Genomic DNA, 14,248 nt, shown 5'->3' on the forward strand with positions numbered 1-14,248 from the left:
TAAAAGAACTGATGTCATGGTGCAAGAGTGCTATAGTTCTCGCTTTGGGTTTAATTCTTTTGTCGCTCTAGGGCGACATAAGATAGGTAAACAACGAGAACGAAAGGCAAACTCATTGGTCAAGCTAGAAGCGTATTTTAGTCAAGCAACAATCTTTAATGGCATGCAGCTTCTGTTAGCTGAGCAGCTAGTCCATGTTGATCACTCCTCATGGCTACTGTCCGGCGAGTTTAAATTTGACAATAAGCATGACGGGCTAGAAAGTGGCAAGTGTATTGAGTTGATTGATACTCAGCTTGATTGGACTGCTGGCCCGATAGTTGGTTCTGAACATAGTCGCTGCTCATGTGTGCAACAAACTCCCTGTGAACATCTTGCGGCATTAGCCATTGACTATATCGCTAAACAAGATGCGATAACGCCCTACCCAAGCGAGAAAAAGCGTGCTGATACTGCGATTCGTTTGCTTAAAACTGAGTTTAACCAGCGCTTCGATCCCTATCCTAATATGGCGCGTCACCGTATTGTTTACCTGCTCTCCTTAAGCAATGAGGGCGTTTTACATCTTACAGCCCATAAAGGTTATATCAGTAAGAAAGGCAGATACTCCATCAAACGGGATATGGGCTTTGCGTTTTCAGCTAAATCTGCACAACCTAAATATATCACCCAAGCCGATCTTTACCTGTTGGCAGAGCTTAAAGCTTTATCTTTAACTTTGGATGAACAGCAAAAAGCAGCTCAACAGGAGGCTATTTCACTTGATATCCAAGCGCTTAGCACGCTGACATTCATTAAAACATTATGTGCGACTCAGCGCTGCTTTTGGATGGATTGTGAGCAGGTTCCTTTAACAATAGAGACTCAATATCCGTACGATTTTTTTGATCCCGACGCCTTTATCGCAATTGATGAGCGAGCCTACCTAGATCTAGCAAGCATGAGCTTAGTTTTACTCCCTACAGAGGGGCTTGATAAGCCTGTAGTTAATAACGATATTGACTGGTCACCTAGCTTGACGATTCGTCGACATCAAATTGAATTTTCATGGTCTGAGCAGGCTGAGCTTGCAGTAGAGGTCGCAAATTTCTCGCTAGTCCACGCAGAGCAGAGCATCAGTTTAGATGAGATATTTTCCTGCGCCTATGATGCTCCTGATGTGATGAAGCAAACGGCTGAGCTTAATGTGCAACTTGCTGACTTTCCGCTACTAACCTCAGCTTTTGAATCACCTGTATGGGATTTGTTTCCTATTGGTACCCGGATATTACCTCCACAGTTAAGTGAGCAGATGATCTTACTTCGCCGGTTATCTCTTGCGGGATGGCAGATAAATTATGGGCTTAAAAATCGCTTTGAATTGATACATGCAGAGCGTTGGTATGGGGATGTACAGAGTAGGGGAGATGATAAAAGTTGGTTTGATTTAGAGATAGGCGTCGAGGTTAACGGTGAGAAAGTGAATCTGTTGCCCTACTTAGTTAAAGCTATTCGTCAGGGGGGAGTTGAAGAGCTTGATAGTCAATCCCTATTCTTGATGGATCTTGATAGTGGGGAGCGCCTTGCATTACCTGCAGCAAGGATTAAAAAAATCTTAACCGTATTGGTCGAGCTATATGATAAAAAGCCTCTATCTCTTGATGATACGGTAAGTTTGCCATTGCATCAGTTAACTAGAGTAGCAGAGTTATCCTCCATTAAAGTGGGTGGTGAGTTTGAGTGGTTAGGTAGTGACTCACTCAGAAAGAAAGCTGAAAAAATCTATGCCTATCTGGACAAGAGTGGCACTAAAGCTCATTTTACTAAGCCACCTAAAGGGCTTAATGCCCAGCTGAGAGAGTATCAGCAAGAGGGAGTTAATTGGCTACAGTTTCTGATGAAACAAGGCTTTTCTGGTATTTTAGCCGATGATATGGGGCTAGGAAAAACAATTCAAACTTTGGCCAGTATACTGATTGAAAAAGAGTCAGGTCGATTAACTAAGCCTTGTTTTATCGTAGCGCCAACCAGTTTACTCGCCAACTGGCTGCATGAAGCTCAGAGCTTTGTACCAGATTTAGCCGTGCTTTTATGGTCAGGGACCAAGCGGCATAAAAACGCTGAGCAGATAGATCAAGCCGATATTGTGATCACGAGTTACGGCACTCTTCAGCAAGATGCACTATTTTGGGCCGATACGCACTTTCATCTTGTGGTACTGGATGAGGCTCAGAATATTAAAAATGCCCGCAGCCGCATAGCCAGAGTCGTGGGCAGTTTGTCATCGTCCCATAAACTGTGTTTGACGGGGACTCCACTTGAAAACCATTTAGGTGAGCTATGGTCTCAGTTTAACTTTTTAATGCCAGGTTTTTTGGGCAGTGCAGCTCAGTTTAATCGCTTATATCAAACGCCAATAGAGAAGGAGGAAGATGAAGAGGTTCGTGGCGCTTTAGTACGGAGAATTAACCCCTTCCTATTAAGAAGAATGAAAGCGGATGTTGCAAAAGAACTTCCTGAGAAGACAGTTATTAATGAGTATATTAGCTTGACTCAGGTACAGGGGGATCTCTATGAAACGATCCGATTAACCATGTCTGAGGAGCTAAGAAAGGCTGTTTCACTCTCAGGTATGAAGCGTAATCGTCTAGCTATCAGTAATGCTTTACTGAAGTTACGTCAGGTATGTTGTCATCCCGATCTGCTTAAGATAACCCAAATTGCAGACAGAACTGATAAAGAGGGGCAAAGAGTTGAGCATTTAGTGGCTAATTCTTCGATGAATGTAAGGCAGAAGCTTGTCGCTAAGATGGAGAACCAATCGCCTAATAGCACAGGTGTGACACACTCTGGTAAGCTAAATTGGCTTGCAGATAAACTTCCTGGCATGCTTGAAGATGGAAGACGTATACTTATCTTCTCCTCCTTTACCAGTATGTTAACTTTAATCTCCGAGCTACTTGAGAGTTTAAGTATTCCCCATGTTGAACTTACAGGTAAAAGCCGAGATCGGGCGAATTTAGTTAACCGCTTTCAAAATTGTGAGGTTCCAGTTTTTCTAATTAGCCTAAAAGCAGGGGGAGCGGGATTGAACCTGACTGCCGCCGACGTGGTTATTCATACCGATCCTTGGTGGAACCCTGCCGCAGAGCAACAAGCAAGCGATAGAGCTTACCGAATTGGGCAGGATAAATCTGTGTTTGTGTATAAGCTTATCTGTAAAGATACGGTTGAAGAGCGGATTCAGAGGTTGCAAGAGAGCAAGTATAATCTGGCTCAAAGTATCTATGACAGTGAAACACAGCATCTAACAGAGATGACAGGGGATGATTGGCTTGAGCTGTTAAAGCCTTTAGCCATTGATGAATAATGATAAATCTAACTTGGTTATTTATTGACAAGCAGGAGCCTTAACTTAGTCTATTTTCAATTAAATAAACTTATTGAGGAGTAGTCCTTTACGCTCCTCTTCATCCCTCTTTAATATGACTGCGATTTTCAATTGAAGTTCGGTTCTGAGAAGGTCTGATGCCGATTGTGCATAATCAGTATCCTGAATTCTTGAGCGAGCAGCTTGGTTATTGGTACTGCTTATCTGATAAAGATTAATCTGGCTATCTAGTCCACGGCTTTGTACACCGCCTGCACTGGCGTTTGCATCTATAGTTGTACTGGCAGTTTCAATATCACTTTGTGCTGCACTTGGGTTACTTGCATCTAAAGAGGGAATAAAATTGCTCTGTCCCAATACTTGCTCAGCAATAACATTAATCTCTTCGGTAAGCTGATCAAGTTCAGCTTGAATCGCTTGCTTATCATTAACAGGATTACCAGCTTGTATGGTTAGTTCTCTAGCGCGTAATAGGTTATCTGTGATTGAAGCATATTGGCCAGCTTGGGTATTGATGATGCTTTGTTGATCTCTGGCATTGCTGGTTCGATTATCTGCGGCATTGATGCTTGAGGTTAATCTGTTTGCTATTTGCGAACCTGCAGGTGCATCCGCTGCTTGGTTTATCTTAAGACCTGTCGCAAGCTTTTCTTGTAGCTTCTTTCTCTCCTCCTGTTGACGTTCAAGGTGACTCAGATTACTTGCTTGTGTGGTAGGCAGTTTCATCTTTGCCTCCAAATACCTCTATCGATACTTAATTATTTCTCTGTATCACTCAAAAAACAACCGCCCTTAGTCCTTTGTTTAGTGCAAATAGGAGCAAGAAATAGAAGGTTAGAGCGGATAGGTATATTTAGTCGAAAGTGATTGTAGGACTATTCACCCTGTATGGTGGCAATGAGATGACGGGAGCTTGCTCTGTCTCTTGCTTCACACAGGTAGATACCTTGCCAGGTTCCCAAGTTTAACGTGCCATTGGTGATTGGAATGGTAAGTGATGCGCCTAACAGGCTAGATTTTAGGTGAGCAGGCATATCGTCTGGACCTTCATAGGTGTGAGTATAGTAAGCCTCATTCTCTGGGGCGAGCCTATTGAAATAGCGTTCAAAGTCCACTCTAACGCTAGGGTCTGCGTTCTCATTAAGGGTTAAGGCTGCAGAAGTGTGTTGAATAAAAATGTGTAAAACACCTATCTGTAATGAAGCTATCTCTTCGATAGCATTTAAGATCTCATCAGTAATGAGGTGAAAACCTCGTGGTTTACTGGTTAGGTTGAACTCTTTTTGTATCCACATAATGCTTCTTATTTGAGTGATGAGTAAGCCTAAATTCTTGGGCTAGGATTTACATCCAACCCCCTTCAAAATGCAGGATTCAGGCTCTTGAGATGGCTTGGTGTATCTGTCTCTGCCATCTGATTTTGCCTGATAAAGGGCTTTATCACAATCGGCAAGCCACTGTTCTATTAACGTCTGTGCAATTAAAGGGGCCTGATTAGCATCCAAACCAGTCAATACGATAAGAAACTCTTCAGCGCCATAACGAATCACTTCTGAATCATCTGGGGGGGGGCACTTTTAAAGCTTAAGCTGTTTTGCGTAAGAGTTCGCCTCCAATAAGGTGACCAAATTTATCATTAACTTTTTTGAAATGATCGAGACAGAGCAAGAGTATTGAGGATTGAATGCCGTTTACTGTGTTCTCTTGAGGTCGACGGGTTAATGTTTATATTAGGCGTTTACGGTTGTAAACACCGGTTAGCTCATCAGTAGTTAGCAAAAATGGAATTTAACTGAGTTTCAAATGGATTGATGATTGCACCATATTTTATGCTAGTTATTACCTTCAATAGTAGCATTGAACGACAATATTGATTTTTGATGCTAATCAAATGAACTGGCTTAGTTTCAGTTATCATTTTTACTCATAGGTTATTCTTGAGTACAGCGCTGTAACTTATCTGCTTGTCAGTGTATAAATGAGTCATCATTAGTTATTAATAAGTCAGCTAACATGGTAAAAAGACTAAATTATCATTACGATAAGCTCACATCGATTATTTTTGTTGTAGCAATATCTCTGTTGCCAATGAATATGGTTTGGGCCGAGCCAAGGCTGGATATTGAAGTGAAAGGAGGAGATGGCCAAACTTATTCTCTTTCTGAGTTGCGTGGGCAGGTGGTATATATCGATTTCTGGGCATCATGGTGTGGGCCCTGTCGCAAATCTTTTCCTTGGATGGATGAGATGCACAATAAATATGCAGATAAAGGTTTGAAAATTGTCGCAGTCAACCTTGATTTTGATAGTACGCTTGCTGATCAGTTTTTACAGCAGCTCCCTGCACAATTTACCATCGCTTATGACGTTGAGCATAAGGTCGCAAAAGAGTTTGAAATCCTCGGTATGCCATCTAGTTACCTCTTTAATCGAAAGGGGGAACTTGTGAACACTCATGTCGGATTTTATGGGGAAAATTTAATGGAATATGAAACTGAAATTGTTAAACTGCTAAATGAGAGCAAATGATGGCTATCTGTGGAAAGTGGGTTAAGGCTAAGTTTTTGTTTTTATTTGTTTTGCTTTGCGGTGGCTGTTCCACGTTAGGTGTTCAGCCGTGGGAGCGGGATCAGTTCGCTCGAGAAGATATGGCGCTTGATAATGAGAAGTTAGATCTTATGTTGAACGATCATATCTATTTCAGTAAAGAGGGGACGAGTGGGGGCCGCACACAAGGTGGTGGAGGTTGTGGGTGCAACTAACCGCGATGAGAAAAAAGCGCAGCTCAATACAAGAGAGTTCTACCCAAAAGAGCTCAACACAAAGAAGTTCAGCATTTGAACTCGCCTCAGGGGCATCAGATAAACACCAGTGCAAGCGCTATAGAAATATCAATAAAAGCCTGACTATAGCCAGCTTTGCGTTATTTTCAGCGCCTGTTATGGCTACAGAGATAGATGACTCTAAAGATATGGAGGAGGCTGATAAAACCAGTATTAGTCTCCCCACGATAGCGAGCGAAAAGAAACTTGAAGTAACAAAAATAGAAACAGCGCTGCTCTATTATCAAGAACCTGATAGGGTAACAGCTGCAGAAGGCATTTTTAATCTTCAAGCCAGTTATGGAGATAAGAGTGAACTTGAGGGAAAACTCCTCCTCGATACCTTAACTGGTGCATCTCCCAACGGCGCAGCTCCTCAACAGCAACAACAAACCTTTACGCGACCCTCTGGCAACGGTGTTTATTATGCCAAAAATGGTGAAACACCTCTGGATGATACCTTTAAAGATACCCGTTTACAGCTAAATGGTAACTGGACTGAAACCCTCTCTAATACCGATAAAGTTAATCTTGGATTTCATCTATCTCGTGAGTATGACTATACCTCCCTTGGGGTGAACAGTGGCGCCGAGCGGTCATTTAACAGGGGAAATAGCGCTGTGAATCTTGCATTTGGCTATTACTACGACATCATAGATCCTGTTGGGGGAAGGCCTGTTTCTTGGGCGCCTATGTTATTTAGAGATGATTTTTCATCTCAGTCAGAGTTTAAGCAAGCATTTGACAAAACAAGGGATCTATCGAGCTCCATTAAGCAAACTTTTGATTTAAGTGTTGGTTTTACGCAACTTCTGAATCGATACTGGCTAGTCCAAGGCAATTATAGTTTTTCCTATCTTGATGGGTACATGACCGACCCCTACAAAATAATTAGCCAGATTGATGAACGGGGGACGGCTCAGGGCTACCTCTATGAGAATAGGCCAGATACACGATATAAACAGAGTGTATTCTTGTTAACCAAAGGCGCACTAGAAACTGGAGTTGTTGACCTCTCCTACCGATACAGTGCAGATGACTGGGGCATAGATTCCCATACGGTTGAAACACACTATCGTTATCAATTTACTGCTTCACTCTATGGTCAGATCCATCTACGTTATTATCGACAATCAGCGGTCGACTTTTATCATGCCTTCTTGCCAGAACTGGATGAATTGCCAGAATACGGCAGTGCAGATAGCAGGTTAGGGAAATTAACAGCCTATACATTTGGCATTAAATTTGGTCATAAACTCCAGGGGGGAACAAAGTTTTCTTATCGGTTAGAGCTTTATCAGCATAGACCCCAGGATAATGGTGATGAGCGAGTGGGTCAGCTCGCTCATTTAGGTTTATATGAGCAGGTTAATGCCGTTATTGCTCAGATTGGTTTCGCATTTTAAACGTTCAATGGCTCCTTTTGCTTAACTTTTTCCAATATTGATATGATTTTCTCTATTTTCAGTTATTTGTGTTTGTTTCTGAGCGGGTAATGTACTACATATTAAGTTGGAGTGAGGTTACTAAGGAGTATAAGAAGATGGCAGCTAACATGCGTGAGCCTGAAGATTTAATGCAACTTATTCGAAAAGAAACCAATGCTAGAATGAGATTAAAGCTGCTCGCCTTACTTCATTTCCAAGAGGGGAAATCAAGATATCAAATTGCTGAATATCTAAAAGTCAGCCGTACTAGTGTCAATAAGTGGATTGCTAATTATCTGTCGTTTGGTTTAGATGGTTTAAAGGAAAAGAAGCATACGGGAAGGCCAGCAGCCTTGAGTGAGAAGCAGTTGGAGCAGTTGTCGATATATATAAAATCACATACAGAAAATCCCACAACAGAAACGTTACATGGCTGTGATATTCAAGAATATATCTCCGAACAATTTGAGGTAAATTATGAAATATCAAATATTTATCGAATATTAGATCGGCTAGGCTTCTCGTGGGTGATCCATGCAAGTAATGAAGTCAGTTGAAGGGCTTGGGAAGTTGGTTATCTAGTCGTTTTATTTAGAGAGAATAAAAAAACGCCCATATAGGGCGTTTTTCTTTCAGATTTAGGGCTTAGAAGCTTGCTGACTTTGGTGCGCGAGGGAAAGGGATCACATCACGGATGTTGGATACACCCGTCACATAAGATACCAAGCGCTCGAAACCTAGGCCGAATCCTGAATGTGGTACTGTGCCGTAACGGCGCATGTCTCTGTACCACCAGTAATCCTCTTTGCTTAGATTCATCTCTTCGAGACGAGCATCAAGAACCTCTAAACGCTCTTCACGTTGGGCACCACCGATAATTTCACCAATGCCTGGAGCAAGTACGTCCATTGCTGCAACGGTTTTACCATCTTCATTGAGTCGCATATAGAAAGCTTTAATGTCTTTCGGGTAGTTCTTAACCACAACAGGCGCTTTAAAATGCTCTTCAGCAAGGTAGCGTTCATGCTCTGATTGTAAATCAATTCCCCACTCAACATCGTATTCAAACTTTTTGCCGCAGTTCTTTAAAATCTCAACCGCATCAGTGTAGTCGACCTGAGCAAAATCACTGTTAACAAATGACTCTAAACGTTCGATAACTGTTTTATCAACACGTTGTGCGAAAAACTCAAGATCGTCGCGACGCTCTTCAAGTACTGCTTTAAAGCAGAATTTAAGCATCTGCTCAGCTAGGCCTGCTACATCGTCAAGATCTGCGAATGCAACTTCAGGCTCAACCATCCAGAATTCAGCTAGGTGACGACTGGTATTAGAGTTTTCTGCACGAAAAGTGGGACCGAAGGTATAAACCTTAGACAGTGCACTTGCATAAGTCTCTGCGTTAAGTTGGCCAGATACGGTTAAGAAAGACTCTTTACCGAAGAAGTCTTCACTGTAATCGACTTTCCCCTCATCAGTACGTGGCAGGTTTTCCATATCAAGTGTTGAAACACGGAACATCTCTCCAGCACCTTCACAGTCTGATGCAGTGATGAGTGGCGTAGATACCCAGATAAAGCCCTCTTCATTGTAAAAGCGGTGAATAGCCTGAGATAAGCTGTTTCTTACGCGGGCAACAGCACCAATAATATTGGTACGAGGGCGCAAGTGAGCTAGCTCTCTTAGGTGCTCTATAGAGTGACGCTTAGCTGCCATTGGGTAGGTATCAGGATCTTCAACCCAGCCTGCGACCTCAACCTGAGTGACTTGAAGTTCAAAAGCTTGACCTTTACCTGGAGAGTCGACAACTTCACCAGTCATAACAACAGAGCAACCAGCTGTTAGCTTTAAGATTTCGTCATTATAATTAGCTAAGCTATTTGGCACTACACCCTGAATAGGGTCAAAGCAGGAACCATCATAAACGGCAAGAAAAGAGATCCCAGCCTTGGAATCTCGACGGGATCTTACCCAACCGCGAACAGTAACTTGCGAACCGATCGCAAAATCACCTTTAAATACAGAAGCGACAGATGTAATGCTCATTGTTGCTTAGTTCTCCAACGAAACGTTATATAAAAAAATCGGATGTTCATATTACCTTGCTGACGGCTTTTCTCAAGTGTAAATAGGCATATTCGTGGCTTGTTGGAAAAATAATGATAGAAAAGTTTATATATCAGTCCAAATAGAGGTGTTAAGGGGTTAAAACTCCATGCTTGAGCAGAAAAAATGTAATAAGTTGCTGAAAGATGCGTCTCAATATCATATTGTTATACTTTCTATAGGGCAGTTACTAAGGAGGCTGTATGAAGAAAGTTAAGATATTTCAACTCCTATTGTCATTTTTATCGGTTTGTGGCTGGTCTTTGGCTGTTTACGCACTGATAGTGTTTGATAAAGCGAGACCTGATAGGGCGGTTGGATATTATTTGAGTAAAGGTTCTTCGGTTCGACTAGGTTGGGATCAAACTCATACCATTGAACTTGAGTATGTTATCTGGACCTGCGCTGCGATAAGTTTTATCAGCTTAGCCTTTAATTACTACTTTGCTCATCACAGTAAGATGGGATACTGGTTTAATATTCCACTGCTATTGACCGCTTCGTTGGCAGCGGGTCTTTATGTGCGTTTCGTGGTGTAGGGGCTAAATCATTGGGTGATCTGCTGGCATAACTGCTCAATGATGGCTGCTGTAGCCCCCCAGATCATATGATGTTTGTACTGAATAAAGTGCACTGTGTGTTGAGTGCCATGTCTACGGTAGAGATAATGTTTACGGTTACGTTTATCCAGTAGGAAGGTAAGTGGGATGGTAAACAGATAGTCAACCTCTCCGGGATCCAGCTCTGGAACAAAACTTTGTTTAACAATCCCAAATACAGGCGTGATCTCAAAGCCTGTAAAGGTTTTATACTTAGGATGTTGTCCTAAGACGTCAACATTTGAGATCTTTAAAGCGATCTCCTCTTCAGCTTCCCTTAATGCGGTTGCGATGTCATTAATATCTGACTTTTCTACTTTACCACCTGGAAAGCTTATCTGCCCTGGGTGACTACGCAGGTGCATAGGGCGACGGGTTAAAATAAGGTGCGTGTCGTTATCTACTTGAGTAAATGCGATTAACACTGCAGCTTGACGAAGTTCACTTGATATTGGGGGACTGATAAGATCCGTTAAAGCTTGGAAGTTATACCTCACTCTTAACTCTGCTAAATTCAAATCATCCCCCCTTTATTGCGCTAATCAAATACTGCTTACATCTTCTCCAGAATCGGCAGTATTTTACTCACCTTGTCATAGGTTTCTTGGTACTCTTCATCTGCCACTGAGTCGGCAACAATGCCACCACCGGCCCAGCAGTAGATCCGATTTGATTGGGCTACCAAGGTTCTAATGGTGATACTGGTATCCATTTGGCCATCTTGGCTTATATAGCCGATAGAACCACAGTATAGGCTACGCCTTGAAGGTTCAAGTTCCTCAATGATCTCCATAGCACGAATTTTAGGAGCTCCTGTGATTGAGCCTCCAGGGAAAGTAGCTTTAAGCAGATCACTTGCCTGATATTGAGGCGCTAACTTTGCTGTGACTGTGCTCACAAGGTGATGTACAGCGGGAAAGCTTTCAATACTAAACAGGTGAGGGACATTCACCGAGCCTGCTTGTGCCACCTTACCGATATCATTGCGCAGCAGATCGACAATCATCAGATTTTCCGCTCGATCTTTTGTGGCCAGTGAAAGTGCTATAGCAGACTCACTATCCTGTACAGGGCAGCTGAATCTTGGACGGGTTCCCTTAATCGGCTTGGTTTGTATATCTCTATCCACCAACTGCACAAAGCGCTCTGGTGAAATAGATAATATGGCTGCGTTCTCTAGTCTGATAAATGCAGAGAAGGGGGCCTTGTTGGTTTTACTCAGCTCAGTATATGCCTGCCACTCATCACCTTGATAATCGGCTTCGAACCTATGAGTCAAATTTATCTGATAGCAATCACCGCTATGCAGGTAACGTTGCACTTGAGCAAATTTCTCTTTGTATTGCTCTTGGCTGATTTGATTATGCCAACCACTGGTGAGGGTAAATGTTTGATTATTTTCATTGTTATTCTTGTTAAGCAGAGATTCAAGCTTAATTAATTGTTTTTGTAGCGCTTCCTCTCCTTGGTAATGAACTAAAAGCCAGCACGCTGATTGATAGTCATAGATTAGGGCCCACATATAGAGTCCTATATTGAGCTCTGCTAAACCTATATCCCGTTGAGCAATATCTGGTAGCTTTTCAATCTGCCGACCTAGATCGTAACTAAAACTGCCCAGAGCGCCGCCAGAGAATGGAAGCTGACTTGTTAAAGGAGTGGGGAAGTAATCATTGAGGCTTTGCTTGATAACCTTGAAGGGATCAAGCGTTAAAGTATCGACTCTGGTAACGCGATTGCCTTCATAATGGCTAACTTTACTTAATCCAGACTCAGTCACGATTGTTGCCACAGGCTCACACACTATGATGTCGTGTTTAGCGTCTGCGTGAGGGGCGTTGGCTGAATCTAATAGCATGGCCCAAGGCTGATCTGAAAAATGTGAAAAAAGTGCTGTAGAAGTATGATCCCAAGTCAACTTGCGAACTGCAAGTTGATGCGACGCCGAACAACTCATCAAAAAACCTTAATAAAATGGGAAGATCCCTTTGAAATACCTAGGTAGGGTACCATAACCATAGGCTAGAATTAAAAAAACTATATACAAGCTGGTGTGTGATGTTTCCCTAAGAGTCTGAGGAAGGTATCATGGGCCAATAAATTATAAGAAGTATGTAAGCCAATGAAACTATTGGTATGCACCCTATATAAAAAGGAAGAGTCTGTGAGTAAAGAAGTCATCATTAAGCAAGCCGATCTTATTGAGAGCGTTGCCGATTCCCTACAATATATCTCATATTACCACCCCAAAGATTTCGTTGATGCTATGTCTGAGGCCTATGAGCGTGAAGAGAGCGCAGCGGCCAAAGATGCAATTGCACAGATCCTGATCAACTCACGTATGTCGGCCGAAGGCAAACGTCCTTTATGCCAAGATACGGGGATTGTGACCTGTTTTGTAAAAGTAGGAATGGGCGTTAAGTGGGACAAGACGGACATGACCGTTCAACAGATGGTCGATGAGGGCGTCAGACAAGCTTACAATAATCCAGATAACCCACTTCGTGCATCCATTGTTGCCGATCCAGCTGGCAGCCGCAAAAACACCAAAGACAATACGCCATCAGTTGTCCATATCGATATGGTACCTGGCGATCATGTTGAAGTAGCCATTGCGGCTAAAGGTGGCGGTTCTGAAAATAAATCTAAGATGGCAATGTTAAATCCATCGGATGATGTGGCTGCTTGGGTTGAGAAAACATTACCCACCATGGGTGCTGGCTGGTGCCCACCGGGAATGCTAGGCATTGGCATTGGCGGTACCGCTGAAAAAGCCGCTGTGATGGCAAAAGAGTCACTAATGGATCCTGTTGATATCCATGAGCTTCAAGCTAGAGGCGCAGAAACCACAGAAGAGAAGATGCGTTTAGATATCTTTGAGCGCTCTAATAAACTTGGTATTGGAGCGCAGGGCTTGGGTGGATTAACCACTGTGCTCGATATTAAAATTAAAACGGCGCCAACTCATGCGGCATCTAAGCCTGTGGTGATGATCCCAAACTGTGCTGCTACGCGTCATGTACATTTTCATCTTGATGGCAGCGGCCCTGCTGTACTGACTCCGCCATCACTGGAAGATTGGCCTGTGATCACCCGTGAAGCGGGAGAAAACACGCGCCGTGTTGATCTAAACACTGTCACTCAAGCTGAGATAGAGCAGTGGAAGAGCGGTGATACGTTGCTGTTAAATGGCAAGATGCTCACGGGTCGAGATGCGGCGCATAAGCGTATTCAAAGCCTGATTGAGTCAGGTGAAGGTTTGCCAGAGGGGGTCGACTTTAAAGGTAAATTTATCTATTACGTTGGTCCTGTTGATCCTGTTGGCAGTGAAGTTGTAGGACCTGCTGGCCCAACAACGGCGACTCGTATGGATAAGTTTACCGATCTGATGCTAGAGAAGACTGGATTGATGGGCATGATAGGTAAAGCTGAGCGTGGGCCTGCTACTGTCGCTTCTATTAAGAAAAATAAAGCTGTTTACCTGATGGCTGTCGGTGGCGCTGCTTATTTAGTGTCGAAAGCGATTAAAACCTCTCGTGTTGTCGCTTTTGCCGATCTAGGCATGGAAGCTATCTATGAGTTTGATGTGAAGGATATGCCTGTCACTGTTGCAGTTGATTCAGATGGCGTGAATGCCCATGAGACGGGCCCAGCTATCTGGAAAATTAAACTGAACTAGTTTACAAAGGCGCAAGATAAACTTGGCTTAGGTGCCTTGCCTAAGCCTTGCTATTTGGATAATGTGCTTCTTGATTATCAAAAGTACGATTAGTTAAGGGTATTACTGCCCAAAACTGAGGATTGTTAGGGAAATCGATAAGCTTTTTAGCGGGTTATTTTTCCGATTTTCTTTATAAGCAAGAAGTGACTTAGTGTGATTAAGTCGCTTATAAATTAAACTAAAATCAACAAAGACGATAATAA

14 protein-coding genes are annotated in these 14,248 nt (G+C 42.8%); 7 read left to right on the forward strand and 7 right to left on the reverse strand.

The features are described from left to right. Positions 1 to 16 precede the first annotated feature (16 nt). Positions 17 to 3,349: a DEAD/DEAH box helicase gene (locus SWOO_RS11355; RefSeq protein ID WP_012324841.1), complete on the forward strand. Its 3,333-nt coding sequence runs from the start codon at positions 17 to 19 to the stop codon at positions 3,347 to 3,349. A 60-nt stretch (positions 3,350 to 3,409) separates the two neighbouring features. On the opposite strand, the gene SWOO_RS11360 is transcribed toward SWOO_RS11355, so the two are convergent. The 4 genes from SWOO_RS11360 to SWOO_RS26505 form a co-directional block, all read right to left on the reverse strand. Further along, on the reverse strand, positions 3,410 to 4,096 hold the full coding sequence (locus tag SWOO_RS11360) for a flagellin (protein ID WP_012324842.1): 687 nt from the start codon (positions 4,094 to 4,096) through the stop codon (positions 3,410 to 3,412). Positions 4,097 to 4,245: 149 nt separating this feature from the next. Continuing rightward, positions 4,246 to 4,665, reverse strand: coding sequence for a secondary thiamine-phosphate synthase enzyme YjbQ (locus SWOO_RS11365; protein WP_012324843.1), 420 nt, complete (start codon positions 4,663 to 4,665; stop codon positions 4,246 to 4,248). 42 nt (positions 4,666 to 4,707) lie between these two features. Then, a complete protein-coding gene (locus SWOO_RS11370; RefSeq protein WP_041417609.1) occupies positions 4,708 to 4,920 on the reverse strand; it encodes a nucleotidyl cyclase domain-containing protein in 213 nt (70 codons plus the stop codon). 34 nt (positions 4,921 to 4,954) lie between these two features. Then, positions 4,955 to 5,056: a diguanylate cyclase domain-containing protein gene (locus SWOO_RS26505; RefSeq protein ID WP_195742950.1), complete on the reverse strand. Its 102-nt coding sequence runs from the start codon at positions 5,054 to 5,056 to the stop codon at positions 4,955 to 4,957. Between the two features lie 327 nt (positions 5,057 to 5,383). Here SWOO_RS26505 and SWOO_RS11375 point away from each other — a divergent pair, with 327 nt between their 5' ends. From SWOO_RS11375 to SWOO_RS11390, 4 genes are all read left to right on the forward strand, one after another. Beyond that, entirely contained in the window at positions 5,384 to 5,899 is a 516-nt protein-coding gene (locus tag SWOO_RS11375; RefSeq protein ID WP_012324844.1) for a TlpA disulfide reductase family protein, read from the forward strand. Continuing rightward, complete coding sequence (locus SWOO_RS11380; protein ID WP_012324845.1) at positions 5,896 to 6,132, forward strand: DUF4266 domain-containing protein; 237 nt, start codon at positions 5,896 to 5,898, stop codon at positions 6,130 to 6,132. Before SWOO_RS11375 ends, SWOO_RS11380 begins: the two co-directional genes overlap by 4 nt. A gap of 5 nt (positions 6,133 to 6,137) precedes the next feature. Next, positions 6,138 to 7,598 (forward strand): DUF3570 domain-containing protein, encoded by a 1,461-nt coding sequence (locus SWOO_RS11385; RefSeq protein WP_012324846.1) that lies wholly within the window; start codon positions 6,138 to 6,140, stop codon positions 7,596 to 7,598. A gap of 137 nt (positions 7,599 to 7,735) precedes the next feature. Continuing rightward, entirely contained in the window at positions 7,736 to 8,176 is a 441-nt protein-coding gene (locus SWOO_RS11390) for a helix-turn-helix domain-containing protein (protein ID WP_041417611.1), read from the forward strand. An 88-nt stretch (positions 8,177 to 8,264) separates the two neighbouring features. Here SWOO_RS11390 and asnS read toward each other — a convergent pair whose 3' ends face one another. Continuing rightward, positions 8,265 to 9,665, reverse strand: coding sequence for an asparagine--tRNA ligase (asnS, locus tag SWOO_RS11395; RefSeq protein ID WP_012324848.1), 1,401 nt, complete (start codon positions 9,663 to 9,665; stop codon positions 8,265 to 8,267). Between the two features lie 263 nt (positions 9,666 to 9,928). On the opposite strand from asnS, the gene SWOO_RS11400 reads away from it, so the two are divergent. Beyond that, positions 9,929 to 10,264: a hypothetical protein gene (locus tag SWOO_RS11400; RefSeq protein ID WP_012324849.1), complete on the forward strand. Its 336-nt coding sequence runs from the start codon at positions 9,929 to 9,931 to the stop codon at positions 10,262 to 10,264. A gap of 8 nt (positions 10,265 to 10,272) precedes the next feature. Here SWOO_RS11400 and SWOO_RS11405 read toward each other — a convergent pair whose 3' ends face one another. Together SWOO_RS11405 and pabB are read right to left on the reverse strand one after the other, a co-directional pair. Next, positions 10,273 to 10,842 carry a CoA pyrophosphatase gene (locus tag SWOO_RS11405; RefSeq protein WP_012324850.1) on the reverse strand — a complete coding sequence of 190 codons (570 nt, stop codon included), beginning with the start codon at positions 10,840 to 10,842 and terminating at the stop codon, positions 10,273 to 10,275. Positions 10,843 to 10,877: 35 nt separating this feature from the next. Next, the gene (pabB, locus tag SWOO_RS11410; RefSeq protein ID WP_012324851.1) at positions 10,878 to 12,281 is read right to left on the reverse strand and encodes an aminodeoxychorismate synthase component I; all 1,404 of its coding nucleotides are present in this window, start codon (positions 12,279 to 12,281) and stop codon (positions 10,878 to 10,880) included. A 165-nt stretch (positions 12,282 to 12,446) separates the two neighbouring features. Here pabB and SWOO_RS11415 point away from each other — a divergent pair, with 165 nt between their 5' ends. Further along, positions 12,447 to 14,003 carry a fumarate hydratase gene (locus tag SWOO_RS11415; RefSeq protein WP_049774309.1) on the forward strand — a complete coding sequence of 519 codons (1,557 nt, stop codon included), beginning with the start codon at positions 12,447 to 12,449 and terminating at the stop codon, positions 14,001 to 14,003. Positions 14,004 to 14,248 lie beyond the last annotated feature (245 nt).

The organism is Shewanella woodyi ATCC 51908 (genome assembly GCF_000019525.1).
Taxonomy (GTDB): domain Bacteria; phylum Pseudomonadota; class Gammaproteobacteria; order Enterobacterales; family Shewanellaceae; genus Shewanella; species Shewanella woodyi.

What these genes read in the sequence shown, in the direction of transcription:
- SWOO_RS11415 (WP_049774309.1), top strand. Translation starts at nt 12,447, where the DNA reads ATGAAACTATTGGTATGCACCCTATATAAAAAGGAAGAGTCTGTGAGT.
- SWOO_RS11380 (WP_012324845.1), top strand. Translation starts at nt 5,896, where the DNA reads ATGATGGCTATCTGTGGAAAGTGGGTTAAGGCTAAGTTTTTGTTTTTA.
- SWOO_RS11355 (WP_012324841.1), top strand. Translation starts at nt 17, where the DNA reads ATGGTGCAAGAGTGCTATAGTTCTCGCTTTGGGTTTAATTCTTTTGTC.
- pabB (WP_012324851.1), bottom strand. Translation starts at nt 12,281, where the DNA reads ATGAGTTGTTCGGCGTCGCATCAACTTGCAGTTCGCAAGTTGACTTGG.
- SWOO_RS11390 (WP_041417611.1), top strand. Translation starts at nt 7,736, where the DNA reads ATGGCAGCTAACATGCGTGAGCCTGAAGATTTAATGCAACTTATTCGA.
- SWOO_RS11365 (WP_012324843.1), bottom strand. Translation starts at nt 4,665, where the DNA reads ATGTGGATACAAAAAGAGTTCAACCTAACCAGTAAACCACGAGGTTTT.
- SWOO_RS11400 (WP_012324849.1), top strand. Translation starts at nt 9,929, where the DNA reads ATGAAGAAAGTTAAGATATTTCAACTCCTATTGTCATTTTTATCGGTT.
- asnS (WP_012324848.1), bottom strand. Translation starts at nt 9,665, where the DNA reads ATGAGCATTACATCTGTCGCTTCTGTATTTAAAGGTGATTTTGCGATC.
- SWOO_RS11375 (WP_012324844.1), top strand. Translation starts at nt 5,384, where the DNA reads ATGGTAAAAAGACTAAATTATCATTACGATAAGCTCACATCGATTATT.
- SWOO_RS11385 (WP_012324846.1), top strand. Translation starts at nt 6,138, where the DNA reads ATGAGAAAAAAGCGCAGCTCAATACAAGAGAGTTCTACCCAAAAGAGC.
- SWOO_RS11360 (WP_012324842.1), bottom strand. Translation starts at nt 4,096, where the DNA reads ATGAAACTGCCTACCACACAAGCAAGTAATCTGAGTCACCTTGAACGT.